The sequence below is a fragment of the Hymenobacter antarcticus genome (assembly GCF_039539545.1).
Classification (GTDB): domain Bacteria; phylum Bacteroidota; class Bacteroidia; order Cytophagales; family Hymenobacteraceae; genus Hymenobacter; species Hymenobacter antarcticus.
In genome coordinates, this window is the sequence record NZ_BAABDI010000043.1 from 15,963 (window position 1) to 33,260 (window position 17,298).

Here is a 17,298-nt window from a genome sequence, read left to right on the forward strand (position 1 = left end):
TATTCTATAAACCCTTAATTATAAATTGTTCCTACGGAAAGAAAGAAATATAAAAAATCCAAAAGCTATTTCAATAAGTGAACCTGTCAGTACAGAGCCAAAAGGTTGTGCTTTTAAGGTAAAAAGCAAATATGCTGCAACTCCTAAAACTACTCCTAAAACCCAATAAAGTTTAATGCCATAAATAGATGCAAATGTTAAATATCTTCCGCCAATAATCAAAAGCATACCTTGAAAAAACCATTCGGTATGTTGCAATGAAAGTCCAAAAGCAAGAGGTAAGCACATAATCATAAATATTGTCCCTTCCATAGCTAAGTTTCCTAATGGATTACCTTTCGCATGAGTCCCACTTAGTCCTATTGTTTTGCCTAGAAGTATACTCAAAGGATGAATAAACATACCTCCAATTAAGAGTGTCCAAATAGCTTGTTTAGCAGAATATTGATAAGTTACAATTGCTGAAATGAGCCAAATAAGTCCTGAAACTATTATGCCAACAGAACCATTCGCATAACCTTTACACATATCTGTTTGAGCCTGACTAACCGTGTCAGTTTTGTTTATTTGGTCGCTTGATGAATTTTTAGTCATTTGTTACAAAGTTTTCTTTCAATATGTTTATTGGTGAAACGGGTTTTGTCATACTTGCCACCAACGATTGAGTATTGCCGATGGTGGGGAATTTGAAATTCTTCCGCCCGGAACTGCTGCTTGGCTTTTTGATAAAGTTAAAAAATAAGAACTAATGTTTGGGTTTGTTCGTCTGCCCGAACCACTGCCTAATAGAATTCCAAAAGCTCATTGTTTTTCCGTCAGCCCCACTATTGGCAATACTTATGTTGTGTGCAGTAATTTTCTCGTCCGTCATTATTAGGCTTGTGTCTTTAATTAAGTCGTCAACATTTGGTGAAAAATTTCTGTACTTACGTTGTTGTTTCTTTATTACTTCAAGTGCACTAAATGAAGTTTCGTTTATGTTGTCTTTGTTTATTATAATGATTTTGCAAAGTTGTTCAAGGCAGTCTCTAATAATATTTTTATTGTCTGAACCCTTAATTATTGCCTTTAAAATTTCAAGAGCTTTATCTTGCTGCCCAACTTCAATATATAAAATAGCCAATTCTTTTTTATTAATGTCGTCAAGAAAACCTTTATCATTTTTTTCAACAGTCAATTCGGATGCCTTTATTTCTAAAACTTTGTCACCTGAATATTTAGCATACGTCCTAAAAAGAGAAAGTTCTTCATAAGTCCATTCCCTATCTTGTTTTATCCACTCAGGTAGCTTTTCTAAGAATAATATTTTTTCATTTGTAGAGTAAAAAAAATAAATTTCATCAGTAATTGGGTAACTATAAATATTGAAATACTCTTTTTTAAACTTTGCCCAATTATCAATTTCTTCCTGTGAATAATTACAACTGTCAACTGTTTCACCAATGTAGTTTAAAAGGTCTTGTTTATGAGTATTGTCTACAGTTTCTAAATATTTATAGGTCTTATCAATACCTGCAGAAACTAAATATTCTCCGTCAAAACCGGTACCGCTGTCGAAGTCAATATTTTTAGTGTCGTGAAATAGCCAAATTATTTCTGGGTTTTTAAATAATGTCAAAATGAACGCAGAAAAATAAAGATTGTCAACCTCGCCATCTTTAGCATCCTTTCTCCATTTACTTTCTTCGGTAAACAGAAATTTTGCGATTTCAAAATCTGTTGGTTTAAAGTCATTATAAATTGAAATATTTAAGCGAAGTCTCTCGAAATGTTTTGAAGAAGCTGCGTCCTTGTCAAAGCGATAATTGTCTAACAAATTTGGGTTTTGTCGAACAAGGTCAAGTTGATTTTTATATTTCTCTGTCAATTGCAAGGGGTCTGATATTATTGCACACAACATCTGTATTCCCGAAACTCCGACGGTGCGACTTTCGGGAAGCAGGCTACCGTCGGCTGGGTTCACGAAACAAGGTAATGCAATATGCCCTTACTAGCAACTACACCAGCTGATTGCAGCCGCGTACGTCCGAGTTATCCATCCGCCCCAGCACCTCAAACGAGCCATCGGCGTGCATCCTGGCCAGGTCCTTGGTTTCAATAAAAGCGCAGGAATCTACGTTCGCTAAATCAATTACATTGATGGCCCCGTCGGGCCGAAACTCTGCCACCGAGAATGGGTCCGAAGGCTCGCGCAGCAGCACGCGTAGCGGCGCGGGGCAGTGGAAGCGGCCATCGCCGAGTGAGTAGGCCTGGCTGAGTAGCTCCGTCATGCCGTACTCGGAATGAATGCCGGCCGGCCCAAAGGCCAGCTGCAGTTCCTGGTGCAGCTCCTCACGAATCATCTCGCGGCGGCGGCCCTTCATGCCGCCGGTTTCGAGCACGGTGAGGCCCTGCAGCTCGGGCGCGGGGCCGGCGGCGGCCGCGAAATCAAGCAGGGCATAGCTCACGCCGATGAGCATGACGCGGCGGCCGGGCTCCTGCCCGGCCGCCGCCAGGGCGGCGCGCAGGGCGGCGTAGTCGTGCAGGAAAAACGCGGGCTGCGCCTGGCCCGATTGCCGGGCGAAATAATCCACCATGGCCACCAGCGACGACTGCCCCTGCTCCAGGTACGAGGGCAGCAGCGCCAGAAACGTCCAGCCCGTGAGCGGGCCATAATACTGCTCGAAGATGCGGGCGGCGTTTTCGCGGTAGAGCGCGGGCTCGCGCACCTGGTGGCGGCTGCGCTGCTGGAGCGTGGTGCCGCTGCTGAGAAATTCCTCCTGAGACTGCCACTCGGCGGGCGCGGTACGCACGTCGTGGGTCTTAAAAAACTCGATGGGCAGGAACGGAATATCCGTGAGGCGGGCCACGGTGGCGGGGTCGTAGCCGGCTGGGCGGCGGCGCAGCTGGGCGAGGTACTCGGCGTAGGGCGGGCAGTGCACGGCCTGATACCGAAACAGCTCCAGGGCCGCCGCCTCGAAGGTGGCGGCCGAAACCTGGGGCAGACGCTGCAAAAAATCGGGGCGGAAACTCATGACCAAATCAAACGGTTAAGGGGGCAGTACGAACCATCGAGGCCCATCATTCGTTGGGAAAAACGTACTTTGGGGCCACTTCTGGCGTTGTACTGCTGACTATCCATTTCCTGCTACTACTATGAACCTGTTTCGTACCCTGCCCGGCATTGCCTTGTTCAGTCTGTCGGCGATGGGCATCAGCAGCTGCCTGACTCCGCCCGATTTTCCCATCACGCCGGAAATTGACTTTAAGGAAAACCTGGTGACGCACATTCCGGCGGGTACTCAGGATGCGGTTGATGAGTTGACGTTTGTGCTGAATTTTCGCGATGGCGACGGCGACCTTGGTCTTTCGCAAGACGACATTCGGCTGCCGCCCTACAACCAGGCGCCCCAGCTGCCGGTGCCGCAGCGCAACCACACGACCAATGAGTACAATTACCTTATTCAGCCGTTTCTGAAGAATCCGGTGACCGGCCAGTTCACCAGGTTCACCACCCCGCCCCCGTTTGGCAAAATCGGGCAGTACGACGGCACCTACCCGCGCCTTGATGGCATCAATGCCAAGCCGGCTCCCCTCAAAGGAGAACTGCGGTACCTGCTGCCGATTTCACTCGATGGGTCCGTGTACAAGAAGGGCCAGGTGTTTCGGTACGAGATTACCATACTGGACCGGGCGCTGCACGTCAGCAACACAATCACCACTTCGGAAGTAACGCTGGGCCAGTAAGCCTATACCCCGGTAGGCCCGACCGGTTGCCGGTAGTACGAAATCGTTGTCCGGGCCTGCCGGTCCGACCGCCCTAGGCGGTCCGACCGATTGAAGCACCAACGATTTCGCTCCAACGGCAACCGGTCGGACCGCCTAGGGCGGTCGGACCGGAGCATACGGCTACTTCTGCGCGAGTACTTAATAGATTTCCGGAAACTGCCCGGGCTTCACCTCGCTCATCAGCTCGTAAACAGTGTCGAACACGTCCTCCGCGTTGGGCTTGCTGAAGTAGTCGCCATCGGAGCTGTAGGCCGGGCGGTGGGGCTGGGCGGCCAGGCAGCGCGGCTGCGAATCGAGGAAGCGGTAGGCCTGCTGCTCGTCGAGCACGTGCTGGAGCATGAAGGCCGTGCCGCCACCGGGCACGTCCTCATCGGCGAACACCACGCGGTTGGTTTTCTGCAGGCTGTCGGCAATGAGGTGGTCGGTGTCAAAAGGCAGTAGGGTTTGCACGTCGATGACTTCGACCGAGATGCCCACATCGGCCAGCTGTTTGGCCGCGTCCATCACGATTCGGCACATCGAGCCGTAGGTCACCACCGTCACGTCGGTGCCGGCCAGCAGCACCTCGGGGCGGCCCAGCGGCAGCGTGAACTCACCGATGTTGCTCGGAGTCTTTTCCTTCAGGCGGTAGCCGTTCAGGCACTCAATCACCAGGGCGGGCTCGTCGCTGCGCAGCAGCGTATTGTAGAAGCCGGCGGCCTGCACCATGTTGCGCGGCACGCACACATGAATGCCCCGGATGCTGCCCAGAATCATCTGCATGGGCGAGCCCGAGTGCCACACGCCCTCCAGCCGGTGCCCACGGGTGCGCACGATGAGCGGGGCTTTCTGGCCGCCCTTGGTGCGGTATTGCAGGCAAGCCAGGTCGTCGCTCAGAATCTGGATAGCGTAGAGCAGGTAGTCGAGGTACTGAATTTCGGTGATGGGCCGCAGGCCGCGCAGCGCCGCGCCAATGCCCTGCCCCACGATGGTGCATTCGCGGATGCCGGTATCGGTCACGCGCAGCTCGCCGAACTTGTCCTGCAAACCGGCAAAGGCCTGGTTCACGTCCCCAATCTTGCCCACGTCCTCGCCGATGGCGAAGATTTTGGGGTCGCGCTGGAAGTTGGCATCGAAGCAGGCTTGCAGTACCTCGCGGCCGTCTACCACGGGCGCATCAGCGGCGTAGGTGGCGGCCACTTCTTCGATATTGCCTACGGCCAGCTCGCTCTGGCTGAACAGGTTGGAGTTGTAGCGGTCGGCGTTTTCGGCCAGTAGCTGCTCCAGGTGGCGCTGCACGCTGCGGCGGCCGAAGCTTTTTTTCTCGTTGCGCACCTGGCGCAGGGCGCGGCGCAGGGTCCGCACGATGTCGGCCCGGATGGGCGTCGGGTTTGATTTCAATTGCTCCACCAGCTCGTGCATGGTGTTTTCGGTGCCGGTGTCGGCCACCAGCTTGTCGAGCAGGGCCACGGCCTCATCGCGCTCCGCTTTGATGGGGTCGAAGAACGCGGCCCAGGCCGCCGTGCGGGCCGCTTTAATGGTAGCGGCGGCCGTTTTTTCAATCTCATCGAGCTCCATCTCGGTGGCGTGGCCCTCGGCCAGCAGCCACTCGCGCAGCTTGTGCAGGCAGTCGTGGGCCTCTTCCCAGCCCAGCCGGTCCTTGCTCTTGTAGCGCTCGTGCGAGCCGCTGGTGCTGTGGCCCTGCGGCTGCGTGAGCTCCGTGACGTGGATGAGCACGGGTACGTGCTGCTCGCGGCACACGGCGGCGGCGCGCTGGTAGGTATCCACCAACCCGGCGTAGTCCCAGCCGCGCACCACGTAAATCTCGAAGCCCGACTGGCCTTCGCCCTCGCGCTGCAGGCCCATCATGATTTCGGAAATACTCTGCTTGGTGGTCTGGTATTCGGCCGGCACCGAGATGCCGTAATGGTCGTCCCACACGCTCACCAGCATGGGCACCTGCAGCACGCCGGCCGCATTCAGGGCCTCGAAGAACATGCCCTCTGAGGTGCTGGCGTTGCCAATCGTGCCGAAAGCCACTTCGTTGCCATTGGTCGACAGCGTGTCGAACTGATGCAGCTCGGGGTTCTGGCGAAACAGCTTGGAGGCGTAGGCCATGCCCAGCAGGCGCGGCATCTGTCCGGCGGTGGGCGAAATGTCGGCCGAGGAGTTTTTGCTGTGCGCGAGGTCGGTCAGGTTGCCGTCCTCGTCCAGCATGCGGGTGGCGAAGTGGCCGTTCATGGCGCGGCCGGCCGTGGCGGGCTCGGCTTCCACGTCGGGGTTGGCGTAGAGCTGGGCAAAATACTGCTCCCAGGTGAGCTGGCCGATGGCAGCCATAAAGGTCTGGTCGCGGTAGTAGCCGGCGCGGAAATCCCCGTTCTGGAAGGCGCGGGCCATGGCCAGCTGCGGCACTTCCTTGCCATCGCCGAAGATGCCGAATTTGGCCTTGCCCATAAAAACTTCCTTGCGGCCGGCCAGCGAGGCGTGGCGGCTTTCCCAGGCCAGGCGATAATCAGTCAGGAAGTCAGCCTTGGCGAGAGACGTGGTTAGCGCGGGCGCGGCGGTTTCGGCAGTGGACATAAAGAGCTATAAGGATGGGTGGGAATACAATTGGAAGGACGAAACGGCCGGGGCCGTGCCGCAAAAATACGGAATAGCGGCCGGGTGCGGGGCACATGGGGTTCGGCCGTATATTTGGGTTGTCATGAATGACCGGCCGGACCCTGGCTTTCGACGTAACCGCGCCAGCCGCCATTCGTTTTGTTACCATTTATCCCGATTGCGCCACGCTGGTGCGTAGCGGGAGTTATTGTTTTCTTCAGACATGAAAAAGCTTCTTACTTTTTGCCTGCTGGCTTTTGCCTTCACGGCCCGCGCCCAGGCCGTGATGCAGTTCGAAACCGACAGCCACGATTTCGGCAATGTGCCCGAGGGCACCATGGCCACTTATTCCTTTAAGTTCAAGAATACCGGCAACCAGCCCGTGGTCATTGCCAACGTGCAGGCCAGCTGCGGCTGCACCACCCCCGACTGGACCAAAACCCCCGTGCTGCCCGGCAAAACCGGCATCATCAAGGCGATGTACAGCAGCGCCGGCCGCCCGGGCGTGTTCAACAAAACCGTGACCGTGACCAGCAATGCCGCCGAAGCCAGTAAGGTCCTCAGCATTAAGGGTTCGGTACTGACGAAGGACGAAATCAAGCCGACGCTGACGGCGGCCCAGCTGGCCAGGTCGCCGCACCTGGTGCTCGACAAAAGCAGCCACGACTTCGGCAAGATGGAAGCCGGCCAGCAACCCACCGCCCGCTTCATAGTAAAAAATACCGGCAAAACGGAGCTGGTGCTCGGCGCCCTCACCGCCGGCTGCTACTGCGTGGGCTACAAAACGCCCCCCACCCCCATCGCCCCCGGCCAAAGCTCAGTGGTGGAGCTGATTTACAGCCAGCGGCAGCTTGGCCAGGTGAGCGACGCCGTGACTATTACCTCCAATGACGTGAGCGGTGATGCCAAAATCACGCTCCGTGCCACCATCGTGCGCGACCTCAGCGGCAACAGCATGGTGAAGGAGAGCGGCACGGCGGTACCGTTCAAGTAAGGACCGCAGATTAGGCAGATTTGATGATTGAGTAAGATTGGGATTACTGCTGCGATTTCCTGAAGAGCCCTGCCGGTTTGGCGGGGCTTGTTTTTTGGATTGGTTTTGGATTAATGTTGGTACATTATTCTTTCATTGTACATCGGTTTCATTACGGAAAACGCAACTGTCGGTACCACTCCCGAGTCGGGTGCAGCCTATGAGGCACCGGCCCAGACCCGCATTGGGCACGTTCATCTACAAGTCACGGACATTGATAAAGCCCTGGGCTTTTACCGCGACATTCTGGGATTCAAGGTGATGCAGCGGCTTGGCAATCAGGTGGCGTTTGTTTCGGCGGGCGGCTACCACCATCACATCGGGCTCAATACCTGGAACAGCCTGGGTGGCCTGCCCGCCCGCCGGCAGGGCGCGGGGCTGTACCACACCGCTATTCTGTACGCCACGCGGGCTGAGCTGGCGGGCGCGCTGCGGCAGCTGGTGGCGGCCAAGTACCCCATCGCCGGCTCGGCCGACCACGGCGTATCCGAAGCCATTTACCTGGATGACCCCGACGGAAACGGCGTGGAGCTGTACTGGGACCGACCGCCGGCCCAGTGGCCCCTGGCGGCCGACGGCAGCGTGCAGATGTATACCCGCGCCCTGGACCTGAACGCGCTGCTGGCGGAGTAGCACGAAGCGGTGCTTCGCGACCCGCACAGCCTGGGCTGACCTCATTGGCGCGGGGGACGCGAAAATGGCGCGGGGGCGCGAAGCACCGCTTCGCGCTACTATCTTTACGGCTCGAAACAGTATCTTCTTTATTAATCTCCATTCCCACCCCACCGCACATGATTATCGGCGTTCCAAAGGAAATTAAAAACAACGAAAACCGCGTGGGCCTCACGCCCGCCGGCGTAGCTGAGCTGCGCAAGCACGGCCACACCCTGCTGGTGCAGAGCACCGCCGGCGAAGGCAGTGGCTTTTCGGACGAAGAGTATAAAACGGCTGGCGCGACCATGCTCGGCACCATTGCCGAGGTGTACGGGCAGGCCGAGATGATTATCAAAGTAAAGGAGCCCATTGCCGAGGAGTACCCGCTCATCAAAGAAAACCAGCTGCTGTTCACCTACTTCCACTTTGCCAGCGGCGAAGAGCTGACCCACGCCATGATTGAGCGCAAGGCTGTCTGCCTCGCTTACGAGACGGTGGAATTGAGCAACCGCGCCCTGCCCCTGCTCATTCCGATGAGCGAAGTGGCCGGCCGTATGGCCCCGCAGCAGGGAGCCAAATACCTGGAGAAGCCCCTGAAAGGCCGCGGCGTTTTGCTGGGCGGCGTACCCGGCGTGAAGCCCGCCAACGTGCTGGTACTGGGCGGCGGCGTGGTCGGCACGCAGGCGGCGAAAGTAGCCGCCGGCCTCGGCGCCCAAGTCACCATCATGGACATCAACCTGACCCGCCTGCGCGAGCTCGACGACTTCATGCCCAAGAACGTGGTGACACAGTACTCGAACGAGTACAACATCCGCGAAGCCATCAAAACCTCCGACCTGATTGTGGGCGCGGTGCTCATTCCCGGTGCCAAGGCTCCGCACCTCATCACCCGCGACATGCTGAAAACTATGCGTCCCGGCACCGTGGTGGTAGACGTGGCCGTGGACCAGGGCGGCTGCATCGAAACCTGCCACCCCACGACCCACGAAAACCCGACGTTCATCATCGACGACGTGGTGCACTACTGCGTGGCCAACATGCCGGGTGCCGTGCCCTACACCAGCACCCTGGCCCTGACCAACGCCACCCTGCCCTACGCCGTGAAACTGGCCAACCAGGGCTGGCAGGAAGCCTGCCGCCGCGACGAGGCCCTGCGCCTCGGCCTGAACGTGGTTCACGGCGAAGTGGTGTACAAAGGCGTAGCCGACGCCTGGGGCCTGCCCCTGGTGAACGTGGAAACCGTGCTGGAGCTGGCGGCGGTCTGAGTTAAAGGTTAAGAGTTAAGAGTTAAAAGCCTTCCCGACTTCATTGTTGGGAAGGCTTTAATTTGAACCTGTTTAGGGTTTCGGTTTTTGCGTCGTTTGTCATCCTCATCTGGCGTCCGCTTGCGAAGGAACTTCTCACGACTGCTCATTTTGGCCTGATTCCAAGTGGTACGAACGTGATAAGGTCCTTCGCTCCGCTCAGGATAACAGCTTTTTCGAAACCCTAAACAGCCTCTTATCACTCTTGCCCTCCTTTGCACTTTAACTCTTCACTTTTAACTTTTAACTGAATTTTGTTCCCTTCCCCTGCCATTCGCCTGCTGCTGCGCCGCTTTGCCTTGCTGATGGCCGCGTACACGCTGTTGCGGCTGGGCTTTTACCTGTTCAACTTCGCCACGTTTCGGAGCATCGATACCGCCGCGGTGCTGCTGGCATTTGGGCACGGGCTGCGGTTCGATGTATCGGCGCTGCTCTGGCTGAACCTGCCGCTGGTGCTGCTCTCGCTGCTGGTGCCGGTGCGGGCGCGGCGCGGGCAGCTGGGGCTGCGCGGGCTGTTTGTGGCGCTCAACGTGCCGGGTTTTCTGCTCAACGTTATTGACTGGGAGTACTTTAAATTTATCGGGCGGCGGCTGAGCAACGAGTGGAACACGATTGGCGATGACATTACGCGGCAGGCCGGGCAGATTGGCGCGCACTACTGGTACCTGGCCGTACCGCTGCTGGGCCTCATTTACCTGCTGTGGCGGCTGTGCCCCATGCCTACCCAGGCTGAATTGGCTACCGAGCCCAGCCGCCGGCCCTGGCTACGGCGCGGGCTGGAATTTGTGGTGGTGGCCGGCCTGGTGGTGCTGGGCCTGCGCGGGGGCTGGCAGCTCAAGCCGTTGCGCACGGGCGCGGCCTTCGAGCAGCAGCCCGCCGTGCTGGGTCACCTGGCCCTGAATAGCACGTTCACGGTGCTCAAGTCGTTTGATGAAGTGCCGGTGGAGCGCGCCACTTATTTTCCGGCAAGCATGGTTTTACGCCCGGTGCTGGGCGCGGTTCCGTTGCCCGTGCGCCCCGCGCCGGCCGCCCCGGCCAACGTGGTGCTGCTGCTGCTGGAAAGCTTTAGCTCGGAGTACACGGGCGTGGAAAACGGTGGTCAGGGCGGCTACACGCCCTTTTTCGATTCGCTGGCCGTGGCTCCCGGGGCCCGGCTGCTGCGCGAAAACTACGCCAACGGCCGCCGTTCGATTGAGGCGCTGCCGGCCGTGTTCGCGGGCCTGCCTTCGCTCATGGATGAGCCCTTTATCACCTCCAGCTTTCAGACGGCGGAGCTGCACGGGCTGGGCGAAATCCTGGGCCGGCACGGCTATGCCACGGCCATGTACCACGGCGGCACCAACGGCACCATGGGCTTCGATATGTTCAGCGGCATTGCGGGCATGCAGCATTATTATGGGCTGAATGAATACCCCGGCGGGGCCGGCAGCCCCGACTACGACGGCCACTGGGGCATTGCCGACGAACCTTATTTGCAGTACTTCAGCCGCCAGCTGAGCGCTACCAAGCCGCCGTTCATGGCCACGGCGTTCACGCTCAGCGCGCACGACCCGTTCACGGTGCCGGCCCGGTACAAGGGCCGGTTTGCGGCGGGCACACTGCCCATTCACCCCACCATCGCCTACGCCGATTTGGCACTGCGGGAGTTTTTCAAAGCGGCCCGCCAACAGCCGTGGTACGCCAACACCCTGTTCATCCTCACCGCCGACCATACTTCCCAAACCGACCGGCCCGGCTATCAGAACCCGCTGGGCTACCACAAAACGCCGCTGCTGTTCTTCCGCCCCGGCCCGGCCCTGCCGCCCGCCAACCCGCGCCGCATCACCCAGCAAGCCGATGTGCCGGCCTCGGTGCTCGATGTGCTGGGGCTGCGGCAGGAGCAAAAGTCGCTGTTGCCCTTCGGTGCCTCGGTGTTTGATTCGGCCAGCACCGGCCGGGCTATTTTCCGCGACGGGGAATCGTACTACCTCGTGCATTCCGATTTCGTGACCGAGCTCACCAACACCAACCAGGTACGCCTCTACCCCTACCAAAGCCATTTCATCCCCACCCAGCCGGTGACGAATCCCGACCCGGTTTTGGTGAAGAAATACGGCGACGAGCTACGCGCCAACGTACAGTTTTACGTGAACGGGCTGCTGGACAACCGCCTGTATAAGTAACTGATGTTACGCAGCAGGATGTAGCGCGGACTTTGTAGTCCGCGAGTCTGCGCCGTGTAGTAGTTGTAGCGGCGCAGACTCGCGGACTACAAAGTCCGCGCTACATCCCCCGAGGCGCTTTAACAAGGAGAGTGCGTAACGGCAGGGAGTTCTCAGCTCCCGAATTCGACCTGCCACCCGCACTGAGCCATCGCCAGCAAGCCTACTACCCGCAGAATTCCAGCGAAGCCCCGGCTTATTTCAGAAAATCCGGGTTGAAATCCGGCTGAGCCATTTTCAACCCAGAGTCAACCGTCTCGCAAACAGCCCACTTTATTACCCTGCCCATTAGCTCATTTAGGTGTGAGCGGTGGCTATAGTTAAATCTGGAACGCAAGCGGGCTCGTATGAGCAATGCACTGGCCTTTTTTCGCGTTTTTTGCTGACAGCTTCAACCCTCTCTTAGTTGCACCCTTGCGGCATTTTTCCCTTGACTTTACCCCGCTCCACGACGGCTGTTTTGCTCTTCACCCGCAGTGCAGGCGGCGAAGCAGTTCACAAGCGGTTCGTGCCCCACGGCACGCTGGCGGCCAACGCGGCGGTAGCGGCGCAGCTTATTGCGCGGGCCACGGAGGTAGCCCAGCAAGCCGGAGCCGATTTCCTGTGTGTCGAATCAGCCCAGCAAGTGGGCCGCACCTTTGGCGAGCGCCTGACGGCGGCCATCACGCACAGCTTCGGGCTGGGCTACGAGCAGCTCATCGTCATCGGCAACGACTGCCCGCAGCTGAGCCCGGGACGGCTGCGGCAGGCGCTGCACCTGCTGGCATCGGCCGATGCCGTGCTGGGGCCCGCCACCGACGGCGGCGTGTACCTGCTCGGCATTAAGCGGGCTTTTTTTGATGCCCAGGCCTGGCGCGGATTGCCCTGGCAAACCGGCAAGCTGGGCCCGGCCCTGGCCCGCTGCTTACGAGCAGCCCGCGCCCGGCTGCACATCCTGCGGCCCCTGGCCGACGTGGATACGGCCCAGGATTTGGCTGGTACTATAGCACAGCTACCCGCGGGGCAGCTACGCACCCGCCTGCGTCGCCTGCGGGCCACGCCCCCGGTGCTGGCCTTGGGCCACCCGGCTTTGCGGCTGGCAACCCCGGCTTTGCACCTGCCCCAACGCGCCCCACCCTCCCACTGATTATTCCGGGTAATTCGCGTGCCAGCCAACCGCCAGGTTTCCCTTGGGAAACTTGCCGCGGCCGGCACGGCTGTAATTTTTTAATTTCTCGTCAACGCTTTCCTTATGAAAAAGCTCGCCTCTTTGTGGTTGCTGCTGTTTTTGCTCATTCCTTTTTCCCGCGCTTTCGCGCAAGTTGATTTGGTGGTGTCGGTGCTCGACAATGCCCGCAAGCCCGTGGTGGGCCTGCCGGTGCACCTCGACAATGCCGCCATCGGTTTCAGCACCGAGCGCCCCACCGATGCCCAGGGCAAGGCCCGTTTCCGGGGCCTGAGCACGGCCGGCAGCTACGCCGTGAGCACTACGGTGACCGACACGTACCAGGCCGTGCGCGAAGCCAACCTGGTGCTACGCGCCAACTCCAGCCCCAGCGTGACGCTGGTGCTGCCCCAGCTGAGCGCCCAAACGCTGGCCGGCGTGACGGTGCGCGCCCCCAACAACGCCACCACCATCAACACCCAGAACGCGGAGGTCGCCTCCGAGCTATCGGCCCGCGAGCTGCGCGAAATCCCAATTGAGGCCCGCGACATCACCCGCGCCCTCTACCGCCTGCCCAACGTGACGCTGGCCACCGGCTTCTTCTCCGAAGCGCCCAATGTGAGCATCAACGGGGCCAACGGATTGTATACTAATTACCTGATTGATGGCCTCGACAACAACGAGAACTTCCTCGGGGGGCAGCGCTTCGCGATTCCGGTGGGCTTTGCCCAGAACGTGAACGTGCTGACCAACAACTTCTCCACCGAGTTTGGCAACTCGGCCAACGGCATCGTGAACGTGACCACCAAGTCGGGCTCGAATGATTTGTCGGCGGAGGTGTTCTACCTCACGCGGCCGGGCCCGGGCATCGATGGCAGGACGGAATTCGCGCAGCGTGACCTTTCCGGCAACCAGGTGAAAAGCGGCTTCCAGCGTCAGCAGTTCGGCTTTGGCGTAGGCGGCGCGCTGGTGAAGGACAAAACGTTCTTCTACCTGAACGCTGAGCAGACCTTCGACTTTAAGGATAACCTGCTGACCTCGCCCGAGTTGGGCGTGAACGCCACGGTGCGCGGCCAGAACCGCTTCACCTATCTCTCGGGCAAGCTCGACCAGCGCTGGACGGAGCGGTTCCGCTCGTCGCTGCGGGCCAACGTGGGCTACGTGAACATCGAACGTCAGGGCGGCGGGCTGGAGGGCGGCGTGGCCTTTGCCTCGACGGGCAACAGCCAGGACCGCAACTCCATCAACATCGCCTCGCAGAACGTGTACGTGGGCCAGCGCTTCACCTCGCAAACCGACGTGCAGTACGCCCGCTTCCGCTGGAACTACGGCAAGGCCGACAACCCCAACAGTCCCGACGTGAACGTGCAGAACCCCGGCGAGCAAACGGTGGCCGTGCTCGGCCACCCCGGCTACCTCTTCGACTCGCACCAGAGCACCTGGCAGGCGCAGCAGAAATTTACGCTGCTGAGCGGCCGCAACACTTTCAAAGGTGGCTTCGGCATCATCAGCACCGAGCATTCGCTCTTTGGCGGCGGCAACCCCAACGGCAGCTACACCGTGAAGCTAACCCAGGCCCAGCTGGACGCGCTGCGGGGCCGCAACCTGGGCTCCGGACTGAGCATCAACGATATTCCGGCTAATGCGCAAGTAACCAACTACGGCGTGGAGCTGCGCCCGCAGTCGTTTGGCACGACTCAAAACCTGTACAACATCTACCTGGAAGACCAGGTGGCCGTGACCGACCGCCTGAACGTGACGCTGGGCGTGCGCTACGACTACGACAACCTGTCGAAAGGCGGAGCTGAAAAAGGTGACCGCAACAACATCGCGCCCCGCGCCAATTTCAACCTGCAGCTGACCGACCGCAGCAGCCTGCGCGGCGGCTACGGCCTGTTCTACGACAAGATTCTGTACACCGTGTACAGCGACGCCTTGCAGCAGAACACCACTTCGGCCGACTACAAAGCCCAGCTCCGGGAGCTGGTGCGCGTGGGCGCGCTGCCCGCCAACACCAACATTGACCGCGTGACGTTTGACGGCAACCAGGGAGCCAGCGCCAGCAACGTGGCTTACCTGCAGGGGCCGTCGGCGGCCAGCCTGCAGGGCCAGCGCGCCGGGGTATTCGGTGGCGAGCGCCGCCTCCTGAACCCCAACGGCTACCAGAACCCCTACTCGCACCAGGCCACGCTGGGCTACCAGTACCAGGTAAATCCGAAAACGCGCTTCTACGTGGACCTGATGTATAACCGCTCGTACGATTTGTTCCGGTTGCGCAACGTGAATGCGGTTTCCGAGTATCCGCAGACCGACCCCAACAACGTGGTGGTACGCACCACGACGCAGGCCGATGCCACCCGCCCGGTGCCGATTGTGACGGATGCCACGGGCTCCTTCGCCCTCATCAACGGGCAGCGGGTGACGGGCGTGGCCCGCAACGTGGTCGTGACCGAGTCGGCGGGCCGCTCGCGCTACCTGGCGGCCAGCTTCAATATCCAGAAAGATGCCGCCGAGGACAAGTACGGCTACCGCGTGTCCTACACGCTTTCGAACCTGAAAAACGACACCGAGGACGTGAACTTCCGCGCCGCTGATGGCAACAACTACGGCACCGAATTCGCCAATTCCATCAACGACCGGACGCATGTTATCAACGCCATCGGCAGCTACTACCCGGTATCGGCCTTGCGCCTCACGGTAGCCGCCCTGCTGCAAAGCGGCCAGCCCGTGAACCGGGTGGCGGGGGCCTACAAATTTCCCCTGGGTCCGGGTGCTACCGGGCTCACCAGCGACCTTAACGGCGACGGCAGCTCCTTCAGCTCCGCCTACCAGGGTAACACCGACCGGTTTCCCGGCGAAGGCCGCAACAGCGACCGCCTGCCCTGGGCCAAAACGTTTGACGTGGGCGCGCAGTACACGCTGCGCTTCGGCGAAAAAACCAGCCGCGTGGAGCTGACCGCCGACGTGTTCAACGTGCTCAACACCCAGAACCTGAGCGGCTACGCCAACAACGCCACGCAGAGCAACCAGATTCAGGTGGGCGCGGCTGGCTCGGGCATCATCCGGCGCAATGCCAGCGCGCCGCGCCAGTTCCAGTTCGGGCTGCGCTACGCGCTGTGACTGGGTGGCAGTTAAACGGTAATAATGAGAACGTCATGCTGAGCGCAGCCGAAGCATCTCTACCGCTGTAGTAAATGATTACTTACGCGGTAGAGATGCTTCGGCTGCGCTCAGCATGACGTTGTTTTGCTCTCTATATGAAAAAACCATTCCTTTCCTTCCTCGTCGTCCTGGCGCTACTCACCGCTTGCAGCGCCGAGAAGCAGCGCGAGCCGCAGCAGATTCTGGCCCAGACCTGGCCGCAAATTGAAGCCGCGGGCCGCAATCAGGCGGTGAGCATGGTGATGTGGCAGGGCGACCCGCTCATCAACCGCTACATGAACTCCTACGTGAAGCCCGAGGTGAAGCGCCGCTACGGCATCGACCTGCAAATTGCGGCCGGCCAGGGGGCCGGGCTGGTGCAAACCCTGGCCGCCGAGCAGCAGGCCGACCAACCCAGCGAAGCCGACCTGGTTTGGATTAACGGCGAAACCTTCTACCAGCTGCGGCAGGTAGATGCGCTGCTGGGCCCCTACGTGGCCAAGCTGCCCAACGCCGCGCTGCTGGACCTGCAAAACCCGTTCATCAGCACCGATTTTCAGCAGCCCATTGCGGGAATGGAGTGCCCCTGGGGCAACGTGCAGTTCAATTTAATCTACGATTCGGCGCGGGTGACCAGCCCGCCGAAGTCGTTTGCCGAGCTGCCGGCCTACGTGAAGGCCCACCCCGGCCAGTTCACCATTCCCAACGAATTCACGGGCATGACCTTGCTGAAATCCTGGATGATGGCGCTGTCGGGCGACCCGAAGCAGTTTCAGGGCAAGTTTGACGAGGCGGTGTACAAGAAATGGTCGGGCGCGCTGTGGCAGCAGCTGAACGCCAGCAAGCCCTATTTCTGGAAACAGGGCCAGACGTTTCCAGAGCAGCTGGCCCCCTTGCACCAGCTCTTTGCCAACGGCGAAGTGGCCTTCACTTTCTCGAACAACGATGCCGAGGTAGATAATAAAGTCAACCAGAAGGTATTTCCGGCCACGGCCCGCGCCTACGTGCCCGCGCCCGGCACCATTCAGAACTCGCACTACCTGGGCATTGTGCGCCACGCCCGGCACCCCGAGGCCGCCATGCTGGTCGTCAACTTCCTGATTTCGCCCGAAGCCCAGCTCAAAAAAATGGACCCCGATGTGTGGGGCGACCACACCGTACTCAATTTGAAGGCATTGCCGGCCGCCCAGCGGCAGGCTTTCGAGCAGCTGCCCTCGCGCCGCTACGCGCCCCGCCGCGAAGCCATCCAGGGCCTGGCCCTGCCCGAGCCCGACCCGGAATACATGACGCGGCTATCGAAGGATTTCCGCACGTATGTTATTGAAGGCGCGCCCGTGCCCGCTTCCTAAGTACTCGTGCAGAAGTAAGCGTATGCCCCGGTCTGACCGCCCTAGGCGGTCTGACCGGTTGTCGTTGGACCGAAATCGTTGTTGCTTCAACCGGTCAGACCGCCTAGGGCGGTCAGACCGGCAG

12 protein-coding genes are annotated in these 17,298 nt (G+C 59.1%); 8 read left to right on the top strand and 4 right to left on the bottom strand.

The genetic code is table 11. The features are described from left to right. Window positions 1-18 precede the first annotated feature (18 nt). The 3 genes from ABD819_RS20065 to ABD819_RS20075 form a co-directional block, all read right to left on the bottom strand. Window positions 19-594, bottom strand: a complete 576-nt coding sequence (locus tag ABD819_RS20065) for a DUF7010 family protein (protein ID WP_345127247.1) — start codon at window positions 592-594, stop codon at window positions 19-21. A 151-nt stretch (window positions 595-745) separates the two neighbouring features. Next, window positions 746-1,963 carry a hypothetical protein gene (locus ABD819_RS20070; RefSeq protein WP_345127249.1) on the bottom strand — a complete coding sequence of 406 codons (1,218 nt, stop codon included), beginning with the start codon at window positions 1,961-1,963 and terminating at the stop codon, window positions 746-748. A 34-nt stretch (window positions 1,964-1,997) separates the two neighbouring features. After that, window positions 1,998-3,014: an acyl-CoA synthetase family protein gene (locus tag ABD819_RS20075; RefSeq protein WP_345127250.1), complete on the bottom strand. Its 1,017-nt coding sequence runs from the start codon at window positions 3,012-3,014 to the stop codon at window positions 1,998-2,000. 121 nt (window positions 3,015-3,135) lie between these two features. Here ABD819_RS20075 and ABD819_RS20080 point away from each other — a divergent pair, with 121 nt between their 5' ends. Beyond that, on the top strand, window positions 3,136-3,726 hold the full coding sequence (locus tag ABD819_RS20080; protein ID WP_345127252.1) for a hypothetical protein: 591 nt from the start codon (window positions 3,136-3,138) through the stop codon (window positions 3,724-3,726). Between the two features lie 180 nt (window positions 3,727-3,906). On the opposite strand, the gene ABD819_RS20085 is transcribed toward ABD819_RS20080, so the two are convergent. Beyond that, the gene (locus ABD819_RS20085) at window positions 3,907-6,327 is read right to left on the bottom strand and encodes an alpha-ketoacid dehydrogenase subunit alpha/beta (protein ID WP_345127253.1); all 2,421 of its coding nucleotides are present in this window, start codon (window positions 6,325-6,327) and stop codon (window positions 3,907-3,909) included. 244 nt (window positions 6,328-6,571) lie between these two features. On the opposite strand from ABD819_RS20085, the gene ABD819_RS20090 reads away from it, so the two are divergent. The 7 genes from ABD819_RS20090 (at window position 6,572) to ABD819_RS20120 (ending at window position 17,174) form a co-directional block, all read left to right on the top strand. After that, the gene (locus tag ABD819_RS20090; RefSeq protein WP_345127255.1) at window positions 6,572-7,342 is read left to right on the top strand and encodes a DUF1573 domain-containing protein; all 771 of its coding nucleotides are present in this window, start codon (window positions 6,572-6,574) and stop codon (window positions 7,340-7,342) included. 141 nt (window positions 7,343-7,483) lie between these two features. Further along, the gene (locus ABD819_RS20095) at window positions 7,484-8,014 is read left to right on the top strand and encodes a VOC family protein (RefSeq protein WP_425554044.1); all 531 of its coding nucleotides are present in this window, start codon (window positions 7,484-7,486) and stop codon (window positions 8,012-8,014) included. A 158-nt stretch (window positions 8,015-8,172) separates the two neighbouring features. Next, the gene (ald, locus tag ABD819_RS20100; RefSeq protein WP_345127257.1) at window positions 8,173-9,300 is read left to right on the top strand and encodes an alanine dehydrogenase; all 1,128 of its coding nucleotides are present in this window, start codon (window positions 8,173-8,175) and stop codon (window positions 9,298-9,300) included. A 293-nt stretch (window positions 9,301-9,593) separates the two neighbouring features. Beyond that, window positions 9,594-11,501: an LTA synthase family protein gene (locus tag ABD819_RS20105; RefSeq protein ID WP_345127260.1), complete on the top strand. Its 1,908-nt coding sequence runs from the start codon at window positions 9,594-9,596 to the stop codon at window positions 11,499-11,501. Window positions 11,502-11,970: 469 nt separating this feature from the next. Further along, window positions 11,971-12,666 (top strand): TIGR04282 family arsenosugar biosynthesis glycosyltransferase, encoded by a 696-nt coding sequence (locus tag ABD819_RS20110; protein ID WP_345127263.1) that lies wholly within the window; start codon window positions 11,971-11,973, stop codon window positions 12,664-12,666. Window positions 12,667-12,771: 105 nt separating this feature from the next. After that, window positions 12,772-15,804 (top strand): TonB-dependent receptor, encoded by a 3,033-nt coding sequence (locus ABD819_RS20115; RefSeq protein WP_345127264.1) that lies wholly within the window; start codon window positions 12,772-12,774, stop codon window positions 15,802-15,804. A 137-nt stretch (window positions 15,805-15,941) separates the two neighbouring features. Further along, window positions 15,942-17,174 (top strand): ABC transporter substrate-binding protein, encoded by a 1,233-nt coding sequence (locus tag ABD819_RS20120; protein WP_345127267.1) that lies wholly within the window; start codon window positions 15,942-15,944, stop codon window positions 17,172-17,174. Window positions 17,175-17,298: the final 124 nt, after the last annotated feature.